This is a genomic window from Arthrobacter sp. BGA-UO-ETr-C19, from assembly GCF_059568005.1.
This window is the reverse complement of record NZ_JCAQPC010000024.1, coordinates 1,078,640-1,101,708: the sequence shown is the minus strand read 5'-3', so window position 1 is coordinate 1,101,708 and position 23,069 is coordinate 1,078,640. Positions and strand designations below refer to the sequence as shown.

Sequence of the window (23,069 nt, the reverse complement as noted above, 5' to 3'; positions counted from 1 at the left end):
TCCTCATGAGTGAACCGCACGCACGGCAGCTGGTGGCCGGAATGGTTGGTGGCGGCACAGGGGCAGACATCGGCAAGACGCACCGCCGCGCGATGCGCCTGGATGGCGAATTCGACCTTCAGGCCGGAGTCTTTGGCCGCGATCAGGACCGCTCCGCTGCCCTGGCGTCCCAGCTGGGCATCCCGAAGGACCGGCACTATGCTGACTACCGCACGATGGCGGACAAGGAAGCAACCCGGGAGGACGGCGTCGACGTGGTGGTTGTTGCCACCCCGAACGACAGTCACTTCGAGATCGCCCGCACTTTTCTCCAGGCCGGAATCTCCGTTGTGTGCGAGAAGCCACTGACCTGCGATTCAGTGACCGCGGCGGAACTGGTGCGGATCGCCGCCGACAATGACGCCGTCCTGGCGGTTCCCCACTGCTATTCGGCCTACGCCATGGTGCGCCAGGCGGCCCGGATGGTACGGGACGGGCAGCTGGGAACCGTGACGTTCGCAGACGTGGAGCACGCCTCCGGATGGGCGGCTTCTCCCCTGGAGCAAGGCGGCCACAAGCAGGCCACCTGGCGGACGGACCCGGACATCGCAGGCTTCCCCAGCGTCGTTGGCGACCTCGGTACGCACGGCTTCCACCTGCTTCGCTACATCACCGGGCTCGAGGCCGAGAGGGTATCGGGACGGCTGAAGACCCTCGTTCCGGGCAGGCGGGTGTTCGACCATTCGACAGTCGAACTGCAGCTCACCGGTGAGGTTCCGGGCCGTCTGTGGGCCAGCATGGCCGCCGCCGGCCACAACCACGGCCTGCGCATCCGGGTCTTCGGCACGAAGGGAAACCTCGAGTGGCAGCATGAGGACCCCCATCACCTGACGGTCCAGGGCCTGGACGGGACCACCACGGTGCTGGCGGAAGGGCTCAGCACCCTCTCAGAGGACGCCTCCCGGCTCACCAGGGTGGGGCTGGGCCATCCTGAAGGGTTCCTCGAGGCCTTTGCCAACTTCTACCGCGACTTGGCCGCCGAACTGCGCGCCCGCAGGGACGGCACCCTGCCGGAGACCCGGGAATTGTCCTTTCCCACGGGACACGACGGCCTTGTTGGCGTCAGGTTCGTCGAGGCGGTCGCCGCCTCACATGCGCAGGATGCCGCCTGGGTAACCCCGGCAGGTGCCGCGGAGAAGGCAGGAGTCTGACGATGCAGCGCTTCGCACTCCTCGGGGCAGGCTTCATCGGCTCCGTTCACGCCGGCAACCTCGCAGCCCATCGCGATGTTGATTTTGAGCTGGTCTTCGATGTTGACCAGGACCGGGCGAAGGCTCTGGCCGCCGCACATGGCGCACGCGCTGCCGCTGATCTGGCAGAGGTGTTCGACTCCGCTGCCATCGACGCGGTGTTCATCGCTTCCTCCACGGACACCCATTCCGCGCACCTGCGCCGCGCCGCTGAGGCCGGTTTAGCAGTGCTCTGCGAAAAACCGATCGACCTGGACCTCGGGCACGCCCGGGAGACTGCTGCCTTTGCCGCCAGGCGCGGGGTGCCGGTCATGGTGGACTTCAACCGCCGCTTCGACCGTGACTACGCCGAGCTCAAACGGATAGTTGATGCAGGGGAAATTGGTGCAGTGGAACTCATCCAGCTCACCAGCCGCGGCCCGGCCATGCCGCCGCTCTCATACATCGCCACGTCGGGCGGACAGATGCGCGACCAGACCGTCCACTTTTTCGATCTGGTCCGCTGGCTGACGGAAGCGGACCCCGTTGAGGTCTTCGCCACCGGATCAGCCCTCGCCGAGCCGCGGCTGGCCGAATACGGCGATGTGGATACCTCCGTGGTGTCGCTGCGCCTGCCCGGCGGCGCCCTGGTCCAGATCGACTGCGCGCGCCGCACCGGTTACGGCTATGACGAGCGGATCGAAATCATGGGATCTGAGGGCATGGCCAAGGCCGGCCGGCACCGTACCGGCGCGGTGTCCCGCTATTACTCCGGCAAGGTGGTGGACGATGGAATGCATCCGGGCTGGTTTGAGCGGGTCCAGCCGACCTACGCCGCAGCCCTGGGCCACTTCGTGGCCGCCCTGGAGAACAGAACAGCCGACGGCGGTTCAGGCGTCACGCCGTCACTCGAGGATGGCCTGAAGGCGCAGGCCATCGCTGAAGCGGCAACGCTGTCCCTGCGCACCGGGAAATCCGAAACAATCCAGTACTGATTCGAGACAGGTGCCGGCCCTGCACCCGCGGCGCAGGACCGGCACCTGAGGCCTACCCTATTTCTGAACGGCTGCCCCGCCAGGTGTTGCCAGCTGCCGTGCCTGGCCGCGGTTCCGTGACTTGGCGGGAGCATGGGCAATCAAGGCCATCGTCGCACCGATGAGGACGAGGTTCTTCATGACGAACTCACCATCCGCCGTCAGGAGCAGCGGGTCGTTATTGGTAAACATCAGCCCGGGCAGCATCACGAAGGTCAGGAACGTTCCGCCAAGGTGCGCCGCGAGGACCGGGAGCGCCAGGCGAAGGGCCACCCCGGTGACGAGCGCCGCACCGAGCAGCACTTCAACTGCACCCAGAACAGGCACCGCCATGTGCGGGTCTGCCCAGGGAATGGTCCCGGCGACCATATCGCCAACCGGCGATACGCCTGCCACTTTCAGTGCACCGAACCACGTAAACAGGACTCCCAGCAGAATACGCAGAGAGGGCAACGCCGCCGGGCGCAGCACCCGGACGAGGCGGGCATCGGCAGCACCCCCAAGACGCACCAGCAGCCCGCCCCCGCGCAGCAAAGTTTTCATCGGATACCTCCCTGACCTTGGGGACAGCCGCCTCCCCGCCTATTGGATGCAGGGAGGCTATGGGAGGGCCCTTGTGGTTTCCTTTGGCACGCAGGCGCGGGGCGGGTCCCCGCAGGTGCCAGGCCCGGCTCTTCCCGCGTCAGCCCACCGTCTGGAGCGCGACCCGCACCGGCTCCCCGGACTGCAGCGACGCCTGGGCGGCGTCCGCCACCATTGACGCTGCGACGGCGTCCTCCGGCGTGCACGGGTTCTGCCGCTTCCCCAGCACCAGTTCCACGAACGCCGCCATCTCGGCACGGTACGCCGTGTGGAACCGCTCGGCGAACGTCCTGTGCGGCGGCCCCGCCGGGAAACCCACTCCGGGTTCGGCGGAGGTCATCGCCATCTGCTCATCCATCCCCACCATGACAGACCCTGCGGACCCCTGGAGTTCCAGCCGGACGTCGTGTCCTGCCCCGTTGTAGCGGGTGGCCGAGACGGTGCCCACGCTGCCGTCGTCGAACGTCACCACGGCCAGTGCCGTATCCACGTCGCCGACGGCGCCGATTGCGGGGTCACCGTTGTTTGAACCCCTGGCAAAAACCTCCACTATTTCCTTGCCGGTGAGCCACCGGAGGATGTCGAAATCGTGGACGGAGCAGTCCCGGAACAGCCCGCCCGACGTCGCCAGGAACTCCACCGGAGGCGGCGTCATGTCGCAGGTCACCGCCCTGACCGTGTGGAGCCATCCCAGCTCTCCTGCATCGAAGGCGCGCTTGGCTTCCAGGTAGCCCGGATCGAACCGGCGCTGGTGTCCGATCTGCACAGTGCCGCCTGAGGCCCGGATATGCTCGAGGACAGGCAATGATTCCTCGACGTTGAGGGCGACGGGCTTTTCGCAGAACACCGGGATCCCGGCGTCCACTCCGGCCTTGATCAGGTCCGGATGCGTGGCCGTTCCGGTGGCGATGACCAGCCCGTCGATGCCGGACTCAAGCACGGCTTCAACGGAAGGAAGGAACCCGGCGCCGATTCCGCCGGCCAGCGACCGGGCGTGTTCTGCGGCAACGTCGGTCAGCCTGAGCTGCACCCCGGTGCCCTGCGGCCCCATCAGCTCATTCAGGCCAGCGATGTTCCGGGCGTGCATGGCGCCGATTCGGCCCACTCCCACCAGTCCAAGAGTTACTTCTTTCATGCCGCTACTTTGCACGGCTCCCCTACTGCGACGCCCGGCCGGTCTCGGCCCCGGAGTCAGTCACGTCGGCGACTTCTGCCTGGACTTCCTTAACGATGTCGCTGTGGCCGCCGAGCTGTTCGAGTTCGTGGGCGAGTTCGGCCAGTTCGGCGCCGCCGGCCATCTGGGCGGTCAGCTCGTCGATGGTGATGTCCTTCTTCTCGTAATAGCCGATCGACTTGCCGCGCTTGAGCAGCAGGAACCGGTCCCCCACCGGGAAGGCGTGGTGCGGGTTGTGCGTGATGAAGATAACCCCGAGCCCGCGGTCACGGGCCTGCAGGATGTACCGCAGGACGACGCCGGACTGCTTCACGCCCAGCGCGGCGGTGGGTTCGTCCAGGATCAGGACCTTCGCGCCGAAGTACACGGCCCGCGCGATCGCCACACACTGGCGTTCACCGCCGGAGAGCTGCCCGATGGGCTGCTCAACATCGCGCAGGTCGATGCCCATGTCCGCCAGTTCCTTCTTGGTGATGTCCCTCATCTGCTGCACGTCCATGCGGCGGAACGGCCCCGCCCCGGTGGTCAGTTCGGAGCCGAGGAAGAAGTTCCGCCAGATCGGCATCAGGGGGACCACGGCCAGATCCTGGTACACGGTGGCGATGCCGGCATCGAGCGCCTCACGCGGGGAACTGAACTTCCTTTCCTCCCCCATAATCTGCAGCACGCCCGCGTCATGCTGGTGCAGGCCGGCGATGATCTTGATCAGCGTGGACTTGCCCGCGCCGTTGTCCCCCAGCACGCAGGTGACACGGCCGTTGTCCACGGCCATGGTCACATCGCTCAGGGCGATGACGTTCCCGTAGTGCTTGCCCACGTTCTCCAGGGAGAGCAGGTGCACCGGGGTGTGGGTCAGCGGGTCTTTTTCGTCTTTCAGCAGCGTCTGCTGGTCGATCTGGTGTGCATTCATTGGTCCGGGCCCTTTACTTCAGTTCCGCGCGGCGCTTGACGATCAGGTTGACGATGGTGGCCAGCAGCAGCATCAGGCCCAGGAAGAACTTGAACCAGTCCGGGTTCCACTGCGCGTACACGATGCCCTTGTTCGCCATGCCGAAGATGAACGCACCGATCGCACCGCCCACGGCCGAACCGTACCCGCCGGTGAGCAGGCACCCGCCAATCACCGCGGCGATGATGTAGAGGAACTCGTTGCCCACACCCTCACCGGACTGCACGGCATCGAACGCGAACAGGTTGTGCATCCCCAGGATCCAGCCACAGAACCCCACGGCCATGAACAAACCGATCTTGGTCTTGGTCACCGGCACACCCACGGCGCGGGCGGCGTTTGCGTCGCCGCCGGCCGCGAAAATCCAGTTACCCACCCGCGTGCGCAGCAGCACCCACGACGCCACCGCCACCAGGGCAATCCAGATGAACACCGTGATCTTGACCTCGACCCCGCCCAGCGTCACTGAGGAGGCGAAGATGGCCTGGGCCGAAGAGAACCCGTCCATGGTGGAGATCGACGGCGAGGATACCGAGCCGCCGATCAGCCGGGTCAGGCCAAGGTTGAGGCCGGTCAGCATCAGGAACGTCGCGAGGGTGACGATGAAGCTGGGCAGCTTGGTCTTGATCAGGATCCACCCGTTAATGAAGCCAATGCCCAGCGACACCACCAGGGCCAGGCCGACGCCGACCCACACGTTGGTGCTGAAGTACCAGCTGAACAGGGACGCCGTCAGCGCCGAACTGATCACCGCGACGCCCGTGGACAGGTCAAACTCGCCGCCGATCATCAACAGCGACACGCCCACCGCCATGATGCCGATGGTCGAGGAACCGTACAGCACCGTGGCGAACGCATTCGGCTGGATGAAGGTCTGGGACACGGAAGCGAAAAACACGAACAGAACGATCGCGCCGACAAGGGCGCCCACTTCGGGACGGCCCAACAGTTTCTGCAGCGGATTGCGCCGGCCGACTCGCTCGTCGGTCACCGCCGGCTTGGTAATGGTCGGGGTCATGGTCATTGGAATGCTCCTTGCTGCCCGGTCCGGCGTCTCCACCAAACCGGGCTGGCGGGCTGCTAGCGGATGCCCTGCTGGGCGAATGTGAGGGCGTTGGCTGCTCCGGCCTTGTCCACGATGGTGGGGCCGGTCAGGACGGGCTGGCCGCCGCCGAGTTTGAAGCCGCCGCGCTTGGCCTGCCACAGTGCGTCCACCGAGCCATAGCCCTGAAGCCAGGGTTGCTGGTCAACGGTGAATTCAACGGCGCCGTCGGCAATCTTCTGGGCGAGCTCGGCGTTCATGTCAAAGGAGGCCACCTTGGCCTTGCTGCCGGCCGTGGTCACCGCCTTGAGGATGGTCAGCGTGTAGGGCGCACCCAGCCCGATGATGACGTCGGCGTCAGCGGTTGCCTGCAGTTTGGCGGTCACGGTGGAGGACACCTGGGTCATGTCGGTACCCTGCACGTACAGGATCTCGGTTGCCGGAACCTTTGACTTCACACCTGCGCAGCGGGCTTCGAGACCGACATGTCCCTGCTCCTGGATGACACAGACGGGGTGCTTGAGTCCGAGGGAGTTGAGCTTGTCGCCCACCGCTTCGCCGGCGAGCTTCTCATTCGAACCAAAGTGCGTGAAGGCGCCCAGCTGGGCGAAGACAGATTCACCGGCGTTGAGGCTCACCACCGGAATGCCGGCGTCCGTGGCCTTCTTCAAGGCGTCCTTCAGGGCGTCCGGCTTGGCCAGGGTCACTGCAATGCCGTCCACCTTCTGGTCTACGGCCTGCTGGATCAGCTGGGCCTGACGGCCGCCTTCAGGGTCAGAGGTGTACAGCAGCTCAACATTGTCCTTGGCTGCGGCTTCCTCAGCGCCCTTGCGGACAATGTCCCAGAAGGTGTCTCCGGGAGCGGCGTGCGTGATAAGGGCCACCTTGATACGCGGTGTCGACGCAGCCTGGCCGCCGGCCCCGGCGTTTGCATTCTCCGCTGGCCTGCCTCCGCTGCTTGAGCAAGCGCTGAGAGCCATCATCGGCACGATGGCGGCAACCAGCGCCGCCTTCCGCCATGAAAATTTATTCACCGAAAATCTCCTTTGATCCGGGCTCCGGCCCTGCCACGTCGCAGCAGCCGAAATGTTGATATCTCCGATCATCGTGACTCGGATCACTCTTGTCAATGTTTGTCCTAACATTAGGACGATAATAGTTTTATAGCTCGACTATCCGGCCACGAAGGCCTGCCGGAACGCAGCGAGCGCCCGATCCCCCGACGCCACCCCCGGCCCAGCCGAGGCGCCCGCTTCCAGTCCAATGACTCCGGAGTACCCGGCGTCGGCGAGCGCCCTGGCCACGGCGCTGTAGTTGATCTCCCCCGTTCCGGGCTCGAACCGGCCCGGCACGTCGGCCACCTGGATTTCCCCGATCCACGGTAGAGCTCCGCGGACAAGTTCAATCAGGTTTCCTTCACCGATTTGGGCGTGGTAGAGATCCAGCATCATCCTCACGTGCGGATGGTCAGCTGCGGACACCAGCGCCAGGGTGTCCTTGGCCCGGGCCAGCGGTATGCCCGGGTGGTCCAGAACCGTGTTGAGGTTTTCAAGCGCAAAGACCACGCCATGCCGTTCACCAAGCCGGCCCAGCCGCTCCAGTGTGCGCTGGCCCGTCAGCCACATCTGTCCGGTGGAGCGGTGGAGCGGCCGAACGGCGACCCCGCCTTCCCCAAGTTCCGCCGGATGCACAACCATCCGCTCGACACCCAGCTCGAGCGCCGTCGGGATGAGTTTCTCCGCCGATTCAACAACCCGGTCCGCAGTGTCCGGGTCAGTGAGGCTGCCGCCGAAGTAGCCGCTCATGGAGGAAAAGCGTGCACCCGTTGCGGCCAGTGCCGAGATGTCCCGGTCCCGCGTGTCCCAGAGCTCCACCTCGAACCCCTGCCCATGAATGCGCTGGACCCGCTCAAGCAGGGGCAACTCGCCGTAGATCATCTCGGCGCATGCTGCCAGCCGGAAGCTCATGCGCCCGGCCCCGCGGAGTGCAGCGCCGAGGAGTGCAGCCCTGGCTCGGCTGCCTGCAGGTGCGCCACAGCCGAAACGTCCACCGGGAGGCCACTCTCGTGCGACCGGATCGCCGCCAGTGCCACCGCGAGCGCGTTGCGGGCATCGATGCCGCCAGGTACCGCCACATCGCCCGGTGCGCGTCCGGCCCGGCGGGCAGCAATGCCGTCGACGAACCGGGAGAGTTCGGCGGTATATGCGTCATGGAAGAGATCAATGTTCAGCCGCACGGTATCCGAGGCAACGCCCGCGGCCGTGTAGCTCACAGCGCTCGATGCCTGCGGCCCGCCTGCAGTGACCATGCCGGCCGACCCGAAGACTTCACCCCGCACGTCGTAGCCATACAGGGCATTGAAGTTGGCTTCGGCCACCGCAATGGCCCCGTTGCTGTAGGTCACCGTGACCACCGCAGTATCCAGCAGTCCTCCGGCTTTCGCTTCGGGGGCGACCAGTGCGTCGGCCACTGCATGCACCTTCACCGGAACCGCGCCCGGGTTCAGCCAGTTCAGGGTGTCGAAATCATGGATCAGCGTTTCCAGAAAGATCGTACCGGGCGCGATCCGCTCGGGGGAGGCGATTCCGGCAGCGGTGCCCGGGTCCCGGGTCAGGGACCTCAGGAGCTGCGGGGTGCCTACTGCACCCTCGTCGATAAGTTTCCTTGCGGCCGCGAAGTCCGCCGCGAAGCGCCTGTTGAAGCCAAACTGGACATTGACCCCGGCGGCGTCTGCAGCGGCCATCGCCTCGTCCAGTTCTTCGACGGTGCGGCCACCCGGCTTTTCGCAGAACACGTCCTTCCCCGCCCCGGCCGCAGCTGCGATAAGGGCTGAATGGAACCTTGCCGGCGATGCCACCAGGACGCCATCAATGTCGGGGTCGTTAATCACGTCCGCCGGATCTGCGGTGATCCTGGCGACGCCGAGCTTGCCTGCCAAGGCCTCGGCGGCGGGAAGGGCGGGGTCAGCGATGGCATCCAGCCGTGCATGGGGAATCCGCCGGGCCACTGACTCGGCATGGAAGGCGCCGATCCAGCCGGCTCCAATCAGGCCGAGGCGGACGGGGTGATTGTCACCCGCTGGTTGCTGTACGTAGGTCATGTTTCAATCCTCTCCTCACGGTCCTAGATCGTTCTAGTGGACTGATGGTGGCATAGGTTCTGGCTTTGTGTCTAGATCGTTCTATAGACTGCTGGCAGGAAGGAGGCACATGACTGAACAACAGCGGCGCCCCACCCTGGTTGACGTGGCCGAGGCGGCCGGCGTGTCACGCGCCCTGGTTTCCATCGTGATGCGCGGCGCCCCGGGCGCGGCAGAAGCCACGAGGCAGAAAGTGCTCGACGCCGCACGCGAGCTCGGCTACCGGCCAGACAGCCGTGCGCGGCTGCTGCGCAGCACCCGGACCAAACTCCTGGGCCTCAGCTTCTCGACAGCCCACTCGTTCCACGCCGAAATTGTGGACGCCGCGTACGCCGAGGCCGGCGCCAGGGGCTACGAACTCGCACTGGGTGGCGTCACCAGCGGCAGGCCCGAGGCCCGGACGATCGAGGCCCTGTTGGATTTCGGGTCCGAGGCGCTGATCCTGATCTCGCCGACGCTCAGCATCGACGAACTGGCGCGGTACGCCGGCCAGGTGCCGGTGGTGAGCCTCCTGAGGAACGACGTCGGCGAACTCACCGACTCCGTGAGCAGCGACGATGACGAAGGCATCCGGTTGGCGGTGGAACACCTCGCGTCCCTGGGGCACCGGCGGATCGTCCATATCGACGGCGGTTCCGCGGTCTCTGCCGAAGCGCGCAGGTCAGCCTTCCGGGCGGAGATGGAACGCCGCGGCCTGGAACCGGCCATCATTGCCGGCGGCGCGATGGAGGAAGACGGGATGACCGCCGGCAATTCCCTCGGCCCGGTCATGCCGACAGCCGTCATCGCCTTCAACGACCGGTCGGCACTCGGGGTCATCGAGAGCCTGAGGGCACAGGGGCAACAGGTCCCGGCAGATGTGTCAGTGCTGGGCTACGACGACAGCCAGTTCGCACGGCTCAGCTATGTCCAGCTGTCCTCGATCAGCCAGGACGCGCCACTGCTTGCCGCCGCGGCCGTGGACCGCGCCGTGGCGCGGATAGAGGGAACCCAGCCGGCCGGGCATGTTGTGCGGACCCCGCACCTGGTGGCACGCAGGACCACTGCCGCTCCCCCTGCCGGCGGATAGTCGCCGAGGCTGGAAACGGGCCTCGAGCTAGGAATTGGCCTCGACGGTCAGCCCGGAGTCGGCGCCTGCAACGATGGCGTTGGTCTCCGGCGAGGCGAAGCGCTTAGCCAGTTCCCGGACCACAGCCTGCAGTTCCTGGCGGAGCAGATCCGGGTCAATGGACGCTGCCGCGAGGACCGACCGTTCCATGTCTGCTGCCGCCATGACGGCTTCGGTGCCACGCTCCGTGAGCGATACGACGTGGCTGCGCCGGTCCGAAGTGCTGCGCTGGCGCACGATGTGCCCATGTGACTCAAGGCGGCTCAGCGTCTTGCCCATGGTTTGGGCCTGCACCCGGACAAGCTGGGCCAGCTGCGCCTGCGTCATGGGGCCACTGTTGTAGAGCACTTCGATGGCGATAACTCCGGCGTGGGTCAGGCCAATGGCGCCCAGCTTCTCGTTCCATGAGTGCTCAACAAGGCGGGCCGCCGTGGACAAGAGACGCCCTGTGGGCCAGCGATCCATATCAGGCATACCACTAAGTATAACTAAGCCTGATTAGTACCCGACACGAAGCCTTACTAAGCTGAAATGTCCTGCACCAAAACAAGGAGACAACGTTGGCTGAAAAACTTACGCCAGGCGACACCGCCCCCGGCTTCACCCTGAGGGACGCAACGGGAGCGGACGTCAGCCTCAGCGATTACCGCGGCCGGAACACCATAGTTTATTTCTACCCGGCCGCCGCCACGCCCGGATGCACCAAGCAGGCCTGCGACTTCCGGGACAGCCTGGCATCCCTTCAGGCCGCCGGCTACGAAGTGCTGGGGATCTCGCCTGACCCGGTGGGCAAGCTGGCCAGCTTCGCCGACGCCGAGGGCCTCACCTTCCCCCTCCTGTCGGACGAGGACCATGCAGTTGCCGAGGCATACGCCGCGTGGGGCGAGAAGAAGAACTACGGGCGGACCTATGAGGGCCTCATCCGTTCCACCGTGGTGGTGGACCCGGACGGCAGAGTTGCCGTGGCCCAGTACAACGTCCGGGCCACCGGGCACGTCGCCAAGCTGCGCAAGGACCTCAAGCTCGAAGAGGTTGGATAACCCGGCGCCTGACAGGCTGCCCCGCGCCTGCCGCGAGGATCACACAGGTGACGGTACAATTGAGGCTGGCATCCGCCGTCGTACGTTTTTCTGCTGCTGAGAGCATGCAGGGCGCACCAGGCGGAGCCGGGCGCGAGTGGTGAAATTGGCAGACACGCAGGATTTAGGTTCCTGTGCCTTCGGGCGTGGGGGTTCAAGTCCCCCCTTGCGCACAACAGCGATATACCGGGAAATCCCGGGCTACGGCCCGGGATTTCCCCGTTTAACGAGCCACCGTCAACGGACCGCCATGAGGCCGTCCGAAAATCTTTCCCGGTTCACCCATCCACTGCTGCCGACCACGCGAATACCCAGTGAGACACCGCCCATCTGTCCCTCAACCCGGGCCGGTGCCCCACAGTCGGAAAGGATTCCCGGAGGACGCAGCACCCCTTCCGGTCCCGTTCGTGGCACAACTAAGGAGAATCGAAATGCAGTCTTTCAAGCGCTCAACCTTCACCGTCGCAGGCGTCGCAGCCGCCGCTTTGCTGAGCCTCACCGCCTGTGGCGGCTCGGCAGGCACGACCAGCAGTTCGTCGGCCGCCGCCGAGCCGTCCGCCTCCAGCATGGCACCATCACCGTCAGAGACGTCGACGGCGGCCATGGATCCGGCTGCCAATCTCGCCGGGCCCGGCTGCGCCGACTACGCCAAGCAGGTTCCCAGCGGCAAGGGTTCCGTCGCAGGCATGGCACTGGATCCCGTGGCCGTCGCCGCCTCGAACAACCCGCTGCTGAAGACGCTGACAGCCGCGGTCTCCGGCAAGCTGAACCCGAAGGTCAATCTCGTTGACACGCTGAACGGCAGCGAGTTCACGGTGTTCGCGCCGGTCGACGATGCCTTCGCCAAGGTCGATGCAGCAACGATCGAGACCCTCAAGAAGGACGACGCCCTGCTGAGCAAGATCCTGACCTACCACGTGGTCCCGGGCCAGATCACCCCGGACAAGATCGTGGGCACGCACAAGACAGTGCAGGGCGGATCGGTAACCGTGACCGGGACCAAGGATGCCCTCAAGGTGGACGGCGCCAACGTGATCTGCGGCGGCGTCCAGACTGCGAACGCCACCGTTTACCTCGTGGACTCGGTGCTGATGCCCAAGTAGTCGCTGAGCCTGTCCCGGGACTCATCCCGGGCAGAAGCCGTGGTCCGCACCCCACAGTGCGGTCCGCGGCCTTTTGCCGTGCCAGACCCCCCGGCGTGTCCTGGCTCACGCATAAGCCATGGGTCCGCAATCCGTCAATTAGACTGGGTGGCGGGCAAGCAGCCGCCCACGCGCACCCCAGCAGTCCAGAGGTGGTAATCGAGTGCCCAGCAGCAGTATCCCGCGCCGTACGGCCCTCAAGACCGGTGCCGTCCTTCTGGGCCTGTCCCTCACATCCTGCACGAGCGAAGCTGAGCCCACGCCGTCGTCCGCTGCGCCGATCACCACAACAGCCGCCGCTGCCCCTTCCGAGACCTTCACGTTCGGCACAGCCTCGCAGCCTCTGGGCCTGGACCCTGCACTGGCCAACGACGTCGAATCGCAGCGGGTCACCCGGCAGGTCCTGGAAGGTCTTGTAGGTGTCGACCAGACAACGGGCGAGCCCACGCCGCTGCTGGCAACGGAGTGGACGGAATCGCCCGACGGCATGTCCTACACCTTCACTCTTCGCCCCGGCATCAGGTTTCACGATGGTTCCCCTTTCAACGCCGACGCCGTCTGCACCAATTTCGACCGCTGGTTCAACTTTTCCGAGGCACTCCGGAAGCAGGCTCCTGGTACTTCGTTCAAGGGAGTCTTCAAGGAACACGCCGACCATGCGGATCTGTCCGTCTTCAAATCCTGCACCGCCCTGTCGGCGCTGCGAGTGCGGATCGGCCTCACGGAGCGCTTCACCGGCTTCCTCCAGGCCCTGACACTTCCCGCATTTGCCATGTCCTCCCCCAAGGCACTCGCCGCCGGGAAGGCCGACCAGCTCAGCCTGCGGCGCGGCAGCCAGGCACTTTCCGCCTACGCCACCCACCCTGTGGGCACCGGCCCCTTCCGCTTCTCCGCCTGGGACAGCGCGGGCGTCACACTCGCGGACAACAAGGAGTACTGGGGCACCCGCGGACAGATTGCCACCCTCAAATTCGTTACTTACGACCACCCGCAGACGAGGCTGCAGGCCCTGCTGGACGGCAGGATCGACGGCTATGACGCCGTGACGGTGGGGAACTTCGACCAGCTGGTCAAACGCGGCAAGCAGATCATCCAGCGGGACCCGTTCTCCGTGATGTACCTGGGCATGAACCAGGAAATTCCCGTGCTGAAGGACCTCAAGGTCCGGCAGGCCATCGAGCTGGCCATCGACAAAGACACGCTGATCAGGCGCTTCTTCATCGATAACACGGCCCAGGCCTCACAGTTCGTTCCGCCCAAGCTGAGCGGGTTCAACAACAACGCACCCGCGCTGGGCCATGATCCCCGCAAGGCGAAGGAACTCCTGACGGAGGCCGGCTACAAGGGCCAGGCCCTGAAGTTCTATTACCCCATGAATGTCACGCGGCCTTACCTGCCCACGCCGGAGAAGGTCTACGCGGAGATCAGCCGCCAGCTCACGGCGGTCGGCCTGAACATCCAGCCCGTCCCCGTGGACTGGACGGACGGCTACCTGCAGAAGGTACAGAACCCCGGGGACCATGCCCTGCACCTGCTCGGCTGGAACGGCTCCTATTCCGACGCGGACAACTTCCTCGCGCCGCTCTTCGGCGAGAAGAACGGCGAGTTCGGCTACCAGGACCCGCAGGTGTTCTCCAAGATCGACCGTGCCCGCGGACTCCCGGACGGCCAGGAACGCACGCAGCAGTACCAGACCATCAACGCCCAGATCGCGGAGTCATTGCCCGCCGTCCCCATCGCCTTCCCGATCTCCGCCCTGGCCCTGTCCGACCGGGTGATCAGCTATCCGGCCTCTCCGGTATTAAACGAAGTTTTCACCAAGGTCCAGCTGAGGCCTTGACGCCGGGGCGCAATTTCAGTTAGTGGGCCGTGCAGGGATATTCTGTGACAGCCAGAGCCGCCTATCGGAGACTGATTGTGACCTTCATTTCCAAGACCCAACATGCCGACGTCGTCCTCATTGGCGGCGGCATCATGAGCGCCACGCTGGGTGCGTTCATCAAGCAGCTCGAACCCAACTGGACCATTTCCCTGTTCGAGCGCCTTGACGAGGCCGGCCTGGAGAGCTCGGGACCGTGGAACAACGCCGGCACCGGACACGCCGCGCTGTGTGAGCTTAATTACTCCCCCGCAGCCAAAGACGGCTCGGTCAATCCTGCCAAGGCACTGCACATCAACGAGCAGTACCAGCTGTCCCGCCAGTTCTGGTCCCATCTGGTGGACAACTCCCTGATCGGCTCCCCCAAGGGTTTCATCAACACCGTTCCGCACATGAGTTTCGTCATCGGCGACGACAACTCGAACTTCCTCAAGACCCGGTACAACGCGCTCAAGGAGCACACCTTGTTCCGGAGCATGGAGTACTCCGAGGACTTCGCGCAGATCGCCAAGTGGGCACCGCTGATTGTCAAGGGCCGCGACACGAAGCAGCGCGTCGCCGCCACCCGTGCTGCCGAAGGTACCGACGTCGACTTCGGAGCCCTGACCCGTGAGCTCACTGGCTACCTGGCCAACAACGGCGTCGAAATCAACTACGGCCACAACGTCACCGATGTCCGCAGGGCGTCCGACGGCGGCTGGGACCTTTCGCTCAAGCACCCCGCTTCCGGTGAGCGCGGCAGCATCCGGGCCAAGTTCGTCTTCGTCGGCGCGGGCGGTGGAGCGCTGCACCTGCTGCAGGCTTCCGGCATCCCGGAAAGCAAGGGCTTCGGCGGGTTCCCCGTCTCCGGCCAGTTCTTCCGCTGCACGGACCCGTCCCTCGCGTCCCAGCACAACGCCAAGGTCTACGGCCAGGCTTCCGTCGGCGCGCCGCCCATGTCTGTGCCGCACCTGGACACCCGCTACGTCAACGGCAAGCGCTCCCTGCTGTTCGGACCGTACGCCGGCTTCTCCACGAACTTCCTGAAGAACGGCAGCTACCTGGATCTCCCGCTGTCCATCCGGCCGAGCAACATCATCCCGATGCTCGCCGTGGCCAAGGACAACATGGACCTGACCGCCTACCTGGTCAAAGAGGTGGCCAAGCGCCACGGCGACAAGGTGGAGGCGCTGCGCGAGTACTACCCCGAGGCCCAGGACGGCGACTGGGAACTCATCACCGCCGGCCAGCGGGTGCAGATCATCAAGAAGGATCCGAAGAAGGGCGGCGTGCTGCAGTTCGGAACCGAAGTGATTGCCGCCCGCGACGGTTCCATCGGCGCCCTCCTCGGCGCTTCACCGGGAGCCTCCACGGCCGTGCCCATCATGATCGAGCTCCTGCAGAAGTCCTTCCCCAAGAACTTCAAGGGGTGGCAGTCCAAGCTCAAGGAAATGATGCCGGGCTACGGCGTCAAGCTCAACGAAAACCCGGAGCTGGCGGCGGAGCTTGAGAAGGCCACCGCCAAGAGCCTCCAGCTGGAAGCGTCGCCCGCCGTCCAGCGGTGACCGTCCAGCGCTGACCGGCGCGGGTTGCGGCAGGCACCACCGAAGGCAAACAGTCCGTCGACCCAGGAGATCATGCGATGTTCCGGCTGGCCCATCTATCCCTCGGGAACCGCGCGCTCATCGCGCTGATCACCATCTTCGCCTCGGTGTTCGGCGTGATCACCATGTCCTCGCTGAAGCAGGAACTCATTCCCTCGATTGAGTTCCCGCGGATCACGGTGATCACGTCGATGCCCGGGGCGTCGCCCGAGGTGGTGGACAAGCAGGTCAGCCGGCCGCTGGAGACGGCGCTGAACGGCGTCGAAGGTTTGGAGTCGACGTCGTCCACCTCCCGCAACGGCGTCTCACAGATCAGCCTGGTGTTCACCTACGGTTCCAACCTGGACCGGGCCCGGAACCAGATCGACCGGGCCATTTCCAACGCGAAGCGCACGCTGCCGGACGACGTCCAGCCCCAGGCCATCGCCGGCAGCATCAGCGACTTCCCGATCGTCTTCCTCGCAGTCTCCTCCGACAAACCGCTCAGTGAGCTGAATACGGATCTGCAGCGCCTGTCCGTACCGAGACTGCAAAAGCTCGACGGCGTCCGCGGCGCCGACGTGACGGGCGGCGCCAGCCGGCACATCCTCATCCAGCCGAACGCGGCCCGGATGGCCGCCGGCGGCGCCACCATCCAGTCAGTCCGGAGCGCCCTGGCCAACAACGGCGACCTTGTCCCGGCAGGCACGATTGAGGAGAAGGGCCAGAGCCTCTCCCTGCAGATCGGCAGCCCGGTCGACTCCGTGGCCGCGGTTAGGGCACTGCCGCTCAGCGGCGCCGGCGCCGGCGCCACCATCGGTTCTGTGGCCGACGTCAGCATCAAGGATGACGCGCGGACATCCATCACCCGGACAAACGGCCTCGAAACGCTGGCCATCTCCGTGACGAAGAAGCCCGAGGGCGACACCGTGGCGATCTCGCACGCGGTGAAGGATCTGCTGCCCGAACTCGAGGCCGAGCTTGGTTCGAACGCCAAGTTCACCCCCGTCTTCGACCAGGCACCCTTTATCGAGAAGTCCATCAAGGACCTCACCACGGAGGGCCTGCTGGGACTCGGTTTCGCGGTGGCCGTCATTCTCCTCTTCCTCATGTCCGTCCGTTCCACCCTGGTCACCGCCGTCTCCATTCCGCTGTCCCTGCTGATCACCTTCATCGGCCTCTCCGGCACGGGATATTCGCTGAACATCCTCACGCTCGGGGCGCTGACCATCGCCATCGGCCGGGTGGTGGATGACTCGATCGTGGTGATAGAGAACATCAAGCGGCACCTGAGCTACGGGGAAGCCAAGCTCACCGCAATCCTCACCTCCATCCGTGAAGTGGCCGGCGCCATCACCGCCTCGACACTGACGACCGTTGCCGTCTTCCTTCCCATCGCCTTCGTGGGCGAGCTCGCGGGCGAACTGTTCCGGCCGTTCGCCCTGACAGTCACCATTGCGCTGCTCTCTTCGCTCCTGGTGTCCCTGACCATCGTTCCAGTGCTCGCGTACTGGTTCCTGAAGAGCCCTGCGAACGGAGGCGCAGGCGAAGCCCCTCGGTCCGCAGGGGAAGTCCAGGCGAAAGCGCACGAGGCCGAGCAGCGCAGCATCCTCCAGCGCGGCTACCTGCCCGTCCTGAACAAGACCCAGAAGCATCCGGTGCTCACGCTGATCGCCGCGGTCCTGGTCCTCGGCGGGACCGCCGCAATGACGCCCCTGCTCGCCACCGACCTGCTGGGACGCTCAGGCGAGAACAGCATGACGGTCAAACAGGAGCTTCCGGCCGGCACGAGCCTTGAAGCCACCAGCGCCGCGGCCCGGAAGGCCGAGGACGTGCTCCTTGGCATCGACGGAATCAAGGACGTCCAGGTGACCTCCGGCAATGCGCAGGCGGGCTTCACCGCGCTGACGTCCTCCGGCGCTTCCAATTCCTCGTTCACGGTGGTCACCGACGAAAAAGCGAACCAGGGCAGGCTGCAGGACACCGTCCGCAGCGAACTGGCGGCGGCAGGTGCTGCCGGCAAGATCTCCGTCGGCTCCCAGCAGGGCGGCTTCGGCACGTCCTCCACGGTGGACATCACCCTGAAGGCGGCCACCTCCGACGACCTGAGGAAGGCCAGCGACGCCATGGTCAAGGCCATGACCGGAGTACCCGGAAGCAGCGAGGTGACCACCAACCTGGCTGCCAGCCAGCCTGTGGTGCAGGTGAAGGTTGACCGGGCCAAGGCCGTGGCCGCCGGCCTGACCGAAGAGCAGGTGGCGGGCGTCCTGGCTTCGACCATCAGCCCGGTCCCCGCGGGAACGGTGCGCATCGACACGGACGATTTCCCCGTCCAGATCGGGGAAGGGAAACGCTTCACCAGCATCGCCGCCGTCCGCGGCATCCCGCTCCCCACCGCCTCCGGCCCGGTCCCGCTCAGCCGGATTGCCGCCGTCGAACTGGTCGATGTCCCCATTTCCATCACCTCCAGCAACGGCCAGCGGACCGCGCAGGTATCCGTCACGCCGTCGGGATCCAATCTGGGCGCGGTCAGCGCCGAGGTGCAGCAGCGCCTCAAAGTCGTGGACCTGCCCGCAGGGGTGACCGCGGAGATCGGCGGCGCCACCACCCAGCAGGCAGAATCCTTCCGGCAACTGGGCCTCGCGCTGCTGGCCGCGATCGCCATCGTCTACGTGATCATGGTGGCGACGTTCAAGTCCCTGGTGCAGCCGCTGATCCTTCTCGTTTCGGTGCCGTTCGCCGCCACCGGGGCGGTTGCCCTGCTCCTGGTCACGCAGGTTCCGCTGGGGCTGCCGTCGCTGATCGGCATGCTGATGCTCGTGGGCATCGTGGTGACAAACGCGATCGTGCTGATCGACCTGATCAACCAGTACCGGAAACCGCATGGCGGCAAACCGGGGATGCGCGTGGCCGACGCCATCACGCACGGTGCCCGGCAGCGGCTCCGGCCCATCCTGATGACCGCGCTGGCCACGGTCTTCGCGCTGACCCCCATGGCCCTCGGCATGACGGGCGGCGGCGGGTTCATTTCGCAGCCGCTGGCCATCGTGGTGATCGGCGGGCTGGTCTCATCCACGGCGCTCACGCTGGTGCTCGTCCCGGTGCTGTACCGGCTGGTGGAGGGGCGGAAGGAGAAGAAGGAGCTGATGCGCCAGCTCAAGCAGCGGCCCGGCTTCTCCCCCGCGGAGGACGACGTCGATGCCGAGTTCGTCGACTGGACCACCGGCATGGTGCCCAAGCTCAGCGGCCGCCGCGCCGCCCCCGGCTCCCCCGACTGACCCCGCCTCGTCCTCCCCTCCCCTTCCCCTCCTCCCAACTGAGTAGCAGTTCAGGGGGTTCCCAGCGCTGGGAACCCCCTCTGCTGCTACCTACATGGGGTGCCTGCCGGTTAGCCTGTGGATAACTCAATTCCAGGCTCCGGTTTTTGGAACGATGGGGCCATGAAGTATCCAAGTCCGTTGCCGGACCATCTCTCGGCAGTTCCCTTCACCGTGAATGAAGCGCTCAGCGCCGGGGTTGCCCGGGACCGGTTGAAGATCGGCGGCCTCGTGACTCCCAGCCGGGGCATCCGCTCGCCCTACGACGCCGACACCCGGCCGGAATGCACGCAGCAGCTTGCACAGCTGGCCAGGCCCCACACGCTGGTCACCGGCTTTTCGGCGGCGTCGCACGCCACCGCCTTCCGGCTGTGGGAGTTCCCCGGGTTTCTCCCAGGCGCTGACCGCCCCGGCATTCACATTTCCCGTCCGGATGCGGTTGCCATAGCCCGGCGACGGGGTGTGGTGGGCCACCGCGGGCAGTTCTTTCCGGACGAGATCGTCGAACTCGGCGGGGTGTTGGTGACCAGCAGGACCCGGACGTGGCTGGACAACGCGCGGCGGATGAGTGTCGATGAGCTGACGGTGGTGGCGGACCATCTCCTGCGCCGTCCGCGTCCTGAGTTCGAGGGGAGGTCCGCGGCCCATGCCACCCGGGACGAACTCGCCGACATGCTGGACAGACACAAGGGAACACCGGGAATCAGGAAAGCCCGGCTGGCATTGGACCAGGCGCGTGCCGGCGCAGACTCCGCGCCCGAAACACGGCTCCGGCTAGCGCTGGCCCGCCGAGGCCTTCCCGATGCCGACGTCAACGTGCCGGTGGCGCTGGCCGGCGGCGTAGTGCGCCAACCCGACCTTTCCTACCCGGAGTTCCGCGTGGCGGTGGAGTACGACGGCGAGAGCCATTCGGATCCGATGCAGGTGCTAAAGGACATCAGCCGTGACGAGGATTTCGCCGCCGCGGGCTGGATCCCGGTGCGGATCGGCAAGTCGCACATGGAGAACGACGCGCGGGCGGCCGTCCGCAAGGTCCGCTTGGCGCTGCTGGCGCGCGGCTGGTCCCCGTCTGGGTAGCAGTTCAGGGCGTTCCCAACCCTGAGAACGCCCTGAAGTGCTACCCAGTTGGGAGGGTCGGGAATATCCTGGCGCCGGGGACGTTGAGGGCAGTACATGCAAATGCATGTAAATCGGGTACACTGTTACTACAGGTCGGGAACAACTTCGGCTAACGGAAGGCTCATCATGCAGATCGGCGTATTCAGCGTCAGCGACATCACCCAGGACCCCACCACGGGCCGGACACCCACCGAGCACGAGCGCATCAAGGCGTCCGTGGCGATCGCCAAGAAGGTCGAAGAAATCGGCATGGACGTTTACGCCCTCGGTGAGCATCACAACCGGCCGTTCTTCTCCTCCTCCCCCACAACAACGCTCGCGTACATCGCCGCCCAGACCGAGCGCATCACGCTGTCCACCGCCACCACGCTGATCACGACGAACGATCCGGTCAAGATCGCCGAGGACTTCGCCATGCTGCAGCACCTGTCCGACGGCCGCGTGGACCTGGTGCTGGGCCGCGGCAACACGGCCCCCGTCTACCCCTGGTTCGGCAAGAACATCCAGGACGGGATCGAGCTCGCCATCGAGAACTACAGCCTGCTGCGCAAGCTGTGGGATGAGGACACCGTCAACTGGTCCGGCAAGTTCCGCACCCCGCTGCAGAACTTCACCTCCACCCCGCGCCCGCTCGACGGCGTTGCCCCCTTTGTGTGGCATGGCTCCATCCGCAGCCCGCAGATCGCGGAAGTGGCGGCGTACTACGGTGACGGGTTCTTCGCGAACAACATCTTCTGGCCCAAGGAGCACTACCAGCAGCTGATCAGCCTGTACCGCGAGCGCTACGAGCACTACGGCCACGGCAAGGCGGACCAGGCCATCGTGGGGCTGGGCGGACAGTTCTTCATGCGGAAGAACTCCCAGGACGCCGTCAGGGAATTCCGGCCGTACTTCGACAACGCCCCCGTCTACGGCCACGGCCCGTCGCTCGAGGACTTCACCTCGCAGACTCCGCTCACCGTCGGCAGCCCGCAGGAGGTCATCGAGAAGACGCTCTCATTCCGCGAGTTCTTCGGCGACTACCAGCGTCAGCTGTTCCTGATCGACCACGCCGGCCTGCCGCTGAAGACCGTCCTGGAACAGCTGGACCTGTTCGGCGAGGAGGTCCTGCCCGTCCTGCGCAAGGAGTACGCCGCGCGCACGCCCGCCCACATCCCTGCTCCGCCCACGCACGCCGGACGCGTCGCCGCACGGATCGCCGCCGAAGGCGCTGCAGGTGAGGGCGTTGCCCCAGGCGCCGGGATCGGCCAGGACACGGCTGCCGTTACCTCTCCGACGGAGGCGTGATGACACCCCGGAAGGCGCCGGCGACGTCCGCCGTCCGGCTGGCCGCCGAAACCTGGGAGTCGCTGTTCCGCGCACAGGTGGCCGTGATGCGGCGGCTGCAGTCCGGTCCCGCCTTCCGGAACCTGGCAGTGAACGAGTATGACGTGCTGTTCACGCTGTCACGGTGCCCGTCCGGCTGGTTGCGGCTGAACGAGCTGAACGACAACGTGCTCCTGAGCCAGTCCAGCCTGAGCCGGCTGGTGGACCGGCTGGAGAAGCGCGGCCTGGTGGAGCGCATGGCGGCCCCGGACGACGGCCGGGGCGTGCTGCTCAAACTCACGGAGGAGGGCGCCGCGCTGCAGAAGGAAATCGGCCGGGAGCACGTGCGGGACATCGCCGAGCTCGTAGGCTCGGCGCTGACGGCGGCGGAGCAGCGGGAACTGCTGCGGCTCACGGAGAAGCTGCGCGCGTCGCTGCCGTCCCGTTAGCGGGACGGCCTCTGGCCGCGCTACCGCGACAGCGGACGGCAGCGGAGGGCGCCGCGGTCGGGACGGCCGACGGCGGGACACCGGACCCGCCGTCGGCCGCCTCTCCCGCCTCGCGGTCAGCGGATGACGGGTCAGCGGATGACGGCCAGTTGGTCCGGATCCTCCACCGGCAGCTCCCCGTTCACCGTGGCGAAGACCCTGATCTCCCGGAGGGAGAGGCTCCCGCCCACGGTGGACAGGAAGGCGGTGTCCGAGGAGTCGCGGCCGGCGGTGATGCGCAGCATGGAGGCCCTGGGCGCCAGACCGGTGGGGTCGATCACGTGCCAGGCCCCGTTGACGTGGGCCTCGGCCACGGCATGGAAATCCATCGGCGAGAGGCCCGGCGCATAAACGGCCGCCAGCCGCGCAGGCACGTTCTTGGCACGCAGCAGCGAGATCGCCAGGTGTGCATAGTCGCGGCAGACGCCCCGCCGGTTCAGGAGGGTCTCCACGGCACCGTCCGTTCCCCGGGAGGAGCCGCTGACGTAGCGCAGTTCGTTGAACACCCAGTTGCGTACGGCGTGCAGGAGTTCCTCGCCCTGGAGTCCGCCGAACTCGGCATAGGACGTGGGAAGCAGCCGGTCGGACTCGGCATACCGGCTGGGCCGGACATAGCGGATCAGCTCCATCAGGGAGGGCTCCTCGGGTTCCGCGAGGCCCGCAACACTAGCCGAGTAATCCACGGTGACCTCAGTGGGGTCAGCAAACTCCATGTAATGGAACCTGCCCCCGTGGTGGTCCGAAAGCTCCGTCAGAGGAACCTGTTCCCCACCGGCCGTCACGCTGAGGTTCTCGTCCAACGACGTGTAGCCGGCATTCCTCGCCACGGAGATGGCCATCGCCACCTTTGTGTCGGCCACGGTCTTAAATACCAGGCGGGCAGCAACAGTACGTTCCATCGGTCTCCGGGGTGTGAGGCGGCGTCAGTCAGTCGCGGCTGCG

20 protein-coding genes and 1 tRNA gene are annotated in these 23,069 nt (G+C 65.9%); 12 read left to right on the top strand and 9 right to left on the bottom strand.

The features are described from left to right. Window positions 1-5 precede the first annotated feature (5 nt). Entirely contained in the window at window positions 6-1,190 is a 1,185-nt protein-coding gene (locus tag AC57BR_RS24000) for a Gfo/Idh/MocA family protein (RefSeq protein WP_496365119.1), read from the top strand. 2 nt (window positions 1,191-1,192) lie between these two features. Continuing rightward, window positions 1,193-2,203 carry a Gfo/Idh/MocA family protein gene (locus tag AC57BR_RS23995; RefSeq protein ID WP_496365118.1) on the top strand — a complete coding sequence of 337 codons (1,011 nt, stop codon included), beginning with the start codon at window positions 1,193-1,195 and terminating at the stop codon, window positions 2,201-2,203. A 57-nt stretch (window positions 2,204-2,260) separates the two neighbouring features. Here the strand turns inward: AC57BR_RS23995 and AC57BR_RS23990 are convergent, their stop codons facing one another. From AC57BR_RS23990 to AC57BR_RS23960, 7 genes are all read right to left on the bottom strand, one after another. Then, window positions 2,261-2,785, bottom strand: coding sequence for a DoxX family protein (locus AC57BR_RS23990; protein WP_496365117.1), 525 nt, complete (start codon window positions 2,783-2,785; stop codon window positions 2,261-2,263). 139 nt (window positions 2,786-2,924) lie between these two features. Beyond that, window positions 2,925-3,959, bottom strand: coding sequence for a Gfo/Idh/MocA family oxidoreductase (locus AC57BR_RS23985; RefSeq protein ID WP_496365116.1), 1,035 nt, complete (start codon window positions 3,957-3,959; stop codon window positions 2,925-2,927). A 22-nt stretch (window positions 3,960-3,981) separates the two neighbouring features. Next, window positions 3,982-4,908 (bottom strand): ATP-binding cassette domain-containing protein, encoded by a 927-nt coding sequence (locus AC57BR_RS23980; RefSeq protein WP_496365115.1) that lies wholly within the window; start codon window positions 4,906-4,908, stop codon window positions 3,982-3,984. Between the two features lie 13 nt (window positions 4,909-4,921). Next, window positions 4,922-5,971, bottom strand: coding sequence for an ABC transporter permease (locus AC57BR_RS23975; protein WP_496365113.1), 1,050 nt, complete (start codon window positions 5,969-5,971; stop codon window positions 4,922-4,924). Between the two features lie 56 nt (window positions 5,972-6,027). Beyond that, window positions 6,028-7,023, bottom strand: a complete 996-nt coding sequence (locus AC57BR_RS23970; RefSeq protein ID WP_496365111.1) for a substrate-binding domain-containing protein — start codon at window positions 7,021-7,023, stop codon at window positions 6,028-6,030. 138 nt (window positions 7,024-7,161) lie between these two features. Further along, the gene (locus AC57BR_RS23965; RefSeq protein WP_496365109.1) at window positions 7,162-7,956 is read right to left on the bottom strand and encodes a TIM barrel protein; all 795 of its coding nucleotides are present in this window, start codon (window positions 7,954-7,956) and stop codon (window positions 7,162-7,164) included. After that, entirely contained in the window at window positions 7,953-9,089 is a 1,137-nt protein-coding gene (locus AC57BR_RS23960; protein WP_496365107.1) for a Gfo/Idh/MocA family oxidoreductase, read from the bottom strand. The genes AC57BR_RS23965 and AC57BR_RS23960 overlap by 4 nt, the downstream gene beginning before the upstream one ends. Before the next feature lie 109 nt (window positions 9,090-9,198). On the opposite strand from AC57BR_RS23960, the gene AC57BR_RS23955 reads away from it, so the two are divergent. Then, window positions 9,199-10,197 (top strand): LacI family DNA-binding transcriptional regulator, encoded by a 999-nt coding sequence (locus AC57BR_RS23955; protein ID WP_496365105.1) that lies wholly within the window; start codon window positions 9,199-9,201, stop codon window positions 10,195-10,197. Window positions 10,198-10,224: 27 nt separating this feature from the next. On the opposite strand, the gene AC57BR_RS23950 is transcribed toward AC57BR_RS23955, so the two are convergent. Then, window positions 10,225-10,710: a MarR family winged helix-turn-helix transcriptional regulator gene (locus AC57BR_RS23950; protein ID WP_496365103.1), complete on the bottom strand. Its 486-nt coding sequence runs from the start codon at window positions 10,708-10,710 to the stop codon at window positions 10,225-10,227. Between the two features lie 86 nt (window positions 10,711-10,796). On the opposite strand from AC57BR_RS23950, the gene bcp reads away from it, so the two are divergent. The 9 genes from bcp to AC57BR_RS23905 all read left to right on the top strand — a co-directional run bounded on the left by bcp (window position 10,797) and on the right by AC57BR_RS23905 (window position 22,088). Beyond that, window positions 10,797-11,276, top strand: coding sequence for a thioredoxin-dependent thiol peroxidase (gene bcp / locus AC57BR_RS23945; protein WP_496365101.1), 480 nt, complete (start codon window positions 10,797-10,799; stop codon window positions 11,274-11,276). A gap of 130 nt (window positions 11,277-11,406) precedes the next feature. After that, window positions 11,407-11,488: transfer RNA gene (locus AC57BR_RS23940), tRNA-Leu, on the top strand. A gap of 258 nt (window positions 11,489-11,746) precedes the next feature. Next, on the top strand, window positions 11,747-12,418 hold the full coding sequence (locus tag AC57BR_RS23935) for a fasciclin domain-containing protein (RefSeq protein WP_496365099.1): 672 nt from the start codon (window positions 11,747-11,749) through the stop codon (window positions 12,416-12,418). A 202-nt stretch (window positions 12,419-12,620) separates the two neighbouring features. Continuing rightward, window positions 12,621-14,297 carry an ABC transporter substrate-binding protein gene (locus AC57BR_RS23930; RefSeq protein ID WP_496365097.1) on the top strand — a complete coding sequence of 559 codons (1,677 nt, stop codon included), beginning with the start codon at window positions 12,621-12,623 and terminating at the stop codon, window positions 14,295-14,297. A 77-nt stretch (window positions 14,298-14,374) separates the two neighbouring features. After that, entirely contained in the window at window positions 14,375-15,880 is a 1,506-nt protein-coding gene (locus tag AC57BR_RS23925; RefSeq protein ID WP_496365095.1) for a malate:quinone oxidoreductase, read from the top strand. A gap of 77 nt (window positions 15,881-15,957) precedes the next feature. After that, on the top strand, window positions 15,958-19,176 hold the full coding sequence (locus AC57BR_RS23920; RefSeq protein WP_496365093.1) for an efflux RND transporter permease subunit: 3,219 nt from the start codon (window positions 15,958-15,960) through the stop codon (window positions 19,174-19,176). Window positions 19,177-19,338: 162 nt separating this feature from the next. Continuing rightward, the gene (locus AC57BR_RS23915) at window positions 19,339-20,292 is read left to right on the top strand and encodes an endonuclease domain-containing protein (protein ID WP_496365091.1); all 954 of its coding nucleotides are present in this window, start codon (window positions 19,339-19,341) and stop codon (window positions 20,290-20,292) included. 168 nt (window positions 20,293-20,460) lie between these two features. Next, window positions 20,461-21,621, top strand: coding sequence for an LLM class flavin-dependent oxidoreductase (locus tag AC57BR_RS23910; protein WP_496365089.1), 1,161 nt, complete (start codon window positions 20,461-20,463; stop codon window positions 21,619-21,621). Next, a complete protein-coding gene (locus AC57BR_RS23905) occupies window positions 21,621-22,088 on the top strand; it encodes a MarR family winged helix-turn-helix transcriptional regulator (RefSeq protein WP_496365087.1) in 468 nt (155 codons plus the stop codon). Before AC57BR_RS23910 ends, AC57BR_RS23905 begins: the two co-directional genes overlap by 1 nt. A gap of 131 nt (window positions 22,089-22,219) precedes the next feature. On the opposite strand, the gene AC57BR_RS23900 is transcribed toward AC57BR_RS23905, so the two are convergent. After that, complete coding sequence (locus AC57BR_RS23900) at window positions 22,220-23,026, bottom strand: transglutaminase-like domain-containing protein (protein ID WP_496365085.1); 807 nt, start codon at window positions 23,024-23,026, stop codon at window positions 22,220-22,222. Window positions 23,027-23,069 lie beyond the last annotated feature (43 nt).

Coding starts and splice junctions, on each gene's coding strand:
- AC57BR_RS24000 (WP_496365119.1), top strand. CDS start 6: ATGAGTGAACCGCACGCACGGCAGCTGGTGGCCGGAATGGTTGGTGGC.
- AC57BR_RS23995 (WP_496365118.1), top strand. CDS start 1,193: ATGCAGCGCTTCGCACTCCTCGGGGCAGGCTTCATCGGCTCCGTTCAC.
- AC57BR_RS23990 (WP_496365117.1), bottom strand. CDS start 2,785: ATGAAAACTTTGCTGCGCGGGGGCGGGCTGCTGGTGCGTCTTGGGGGT.
- AC57BR_RS23985 (WP_496365116.1), bottom strand. CDS start 3,959: ATGAAAGAAGTAACTCTTGGACTGGTGGGAGTGGGCCGAATCGGCGCC.
- AC57BR_RS23980 (WP_496365115.1), bottom strand. CDS start 4,908: ATGAATGCACACCAGATCGACCAGCAGACGCTGCTGAAAGACGAAAAA.
- AC57BR_RS23975 (WP_496365113.1), bottom strand. CDS start 5,971: ATGACCATGACCCCGACCATTACCAAGCCGGCGGTGACCGACGAGCGA.
- AC57BR_RS23965 (WP_496365109.1), bottom strand. CDS start 7,956: ATGAGCTTCCGGCTGGCAGCATGCGCCGAGATGATCTACGGCGAGTTG.
- AC57BR_RS23960 (WP_496365107.1), bottom strand. CDS start 9,089: ATGACCTACGTACAGCAACCAGCGGGTGACAATCACCCCGTCCGCCTC.
- AC57BR_RS23955 (WP_496365105.1), top strand. CDS start 9,199: ATGACTGAACAACAGCGGCGCCCCACCCTGGTTGACGTGGCCGAGGCG.
- AC57BR_RS23950 (WP_496365103.1), bottom strand. CDS start 10,710: ATGCCTGATATGGATCGCTGGCCCACAGGGCGTCTCTTGTCCACGGCG.
- AC57BR_RS23935 (WP_496365099.1), top strand. CDS start 11,747: ATGCAGTCTTTCAAGCGCTCAACCTTCACCGTCGCAGGCGTCGCAGCC.
- AC57BR_RS23920 (WP_496365093.1), top strand. CDS start 15,958: ATGTTCCGGCTGGCCCATCTATCCCTCGGGAACCGCGCGCTCATCGCG.
- AC57BR_RS23915 (WP_496365091.1), top strand. CDS start 19,339: ATGAAGTATCCAAGTCCGTTGCCGGACCATCTCTCGGCAGTTCCCTTC.
- AC57BR_RS23910 (WP_496365089.1), top strand. CDS start 20,461: ATGCAGATCGGCGTATTCAGCGTCAGCGACATCACCCAGGACCCCACC.
- AC57BR_RS23905 (WP_496365087.1), top strand. CDS start 21,621: ATGACACCCCGGAAGGCGCCGGCGACGTCCGCCGTCCGGCTGGCCGCC.
- AC57BR_RS23900 (WP_496365085.1), bottom strand. CDS start 23,026: ATGGAACGTACTGTTGCTGCCCGCCTGGTATTTAAGACCGTGGCCGAC.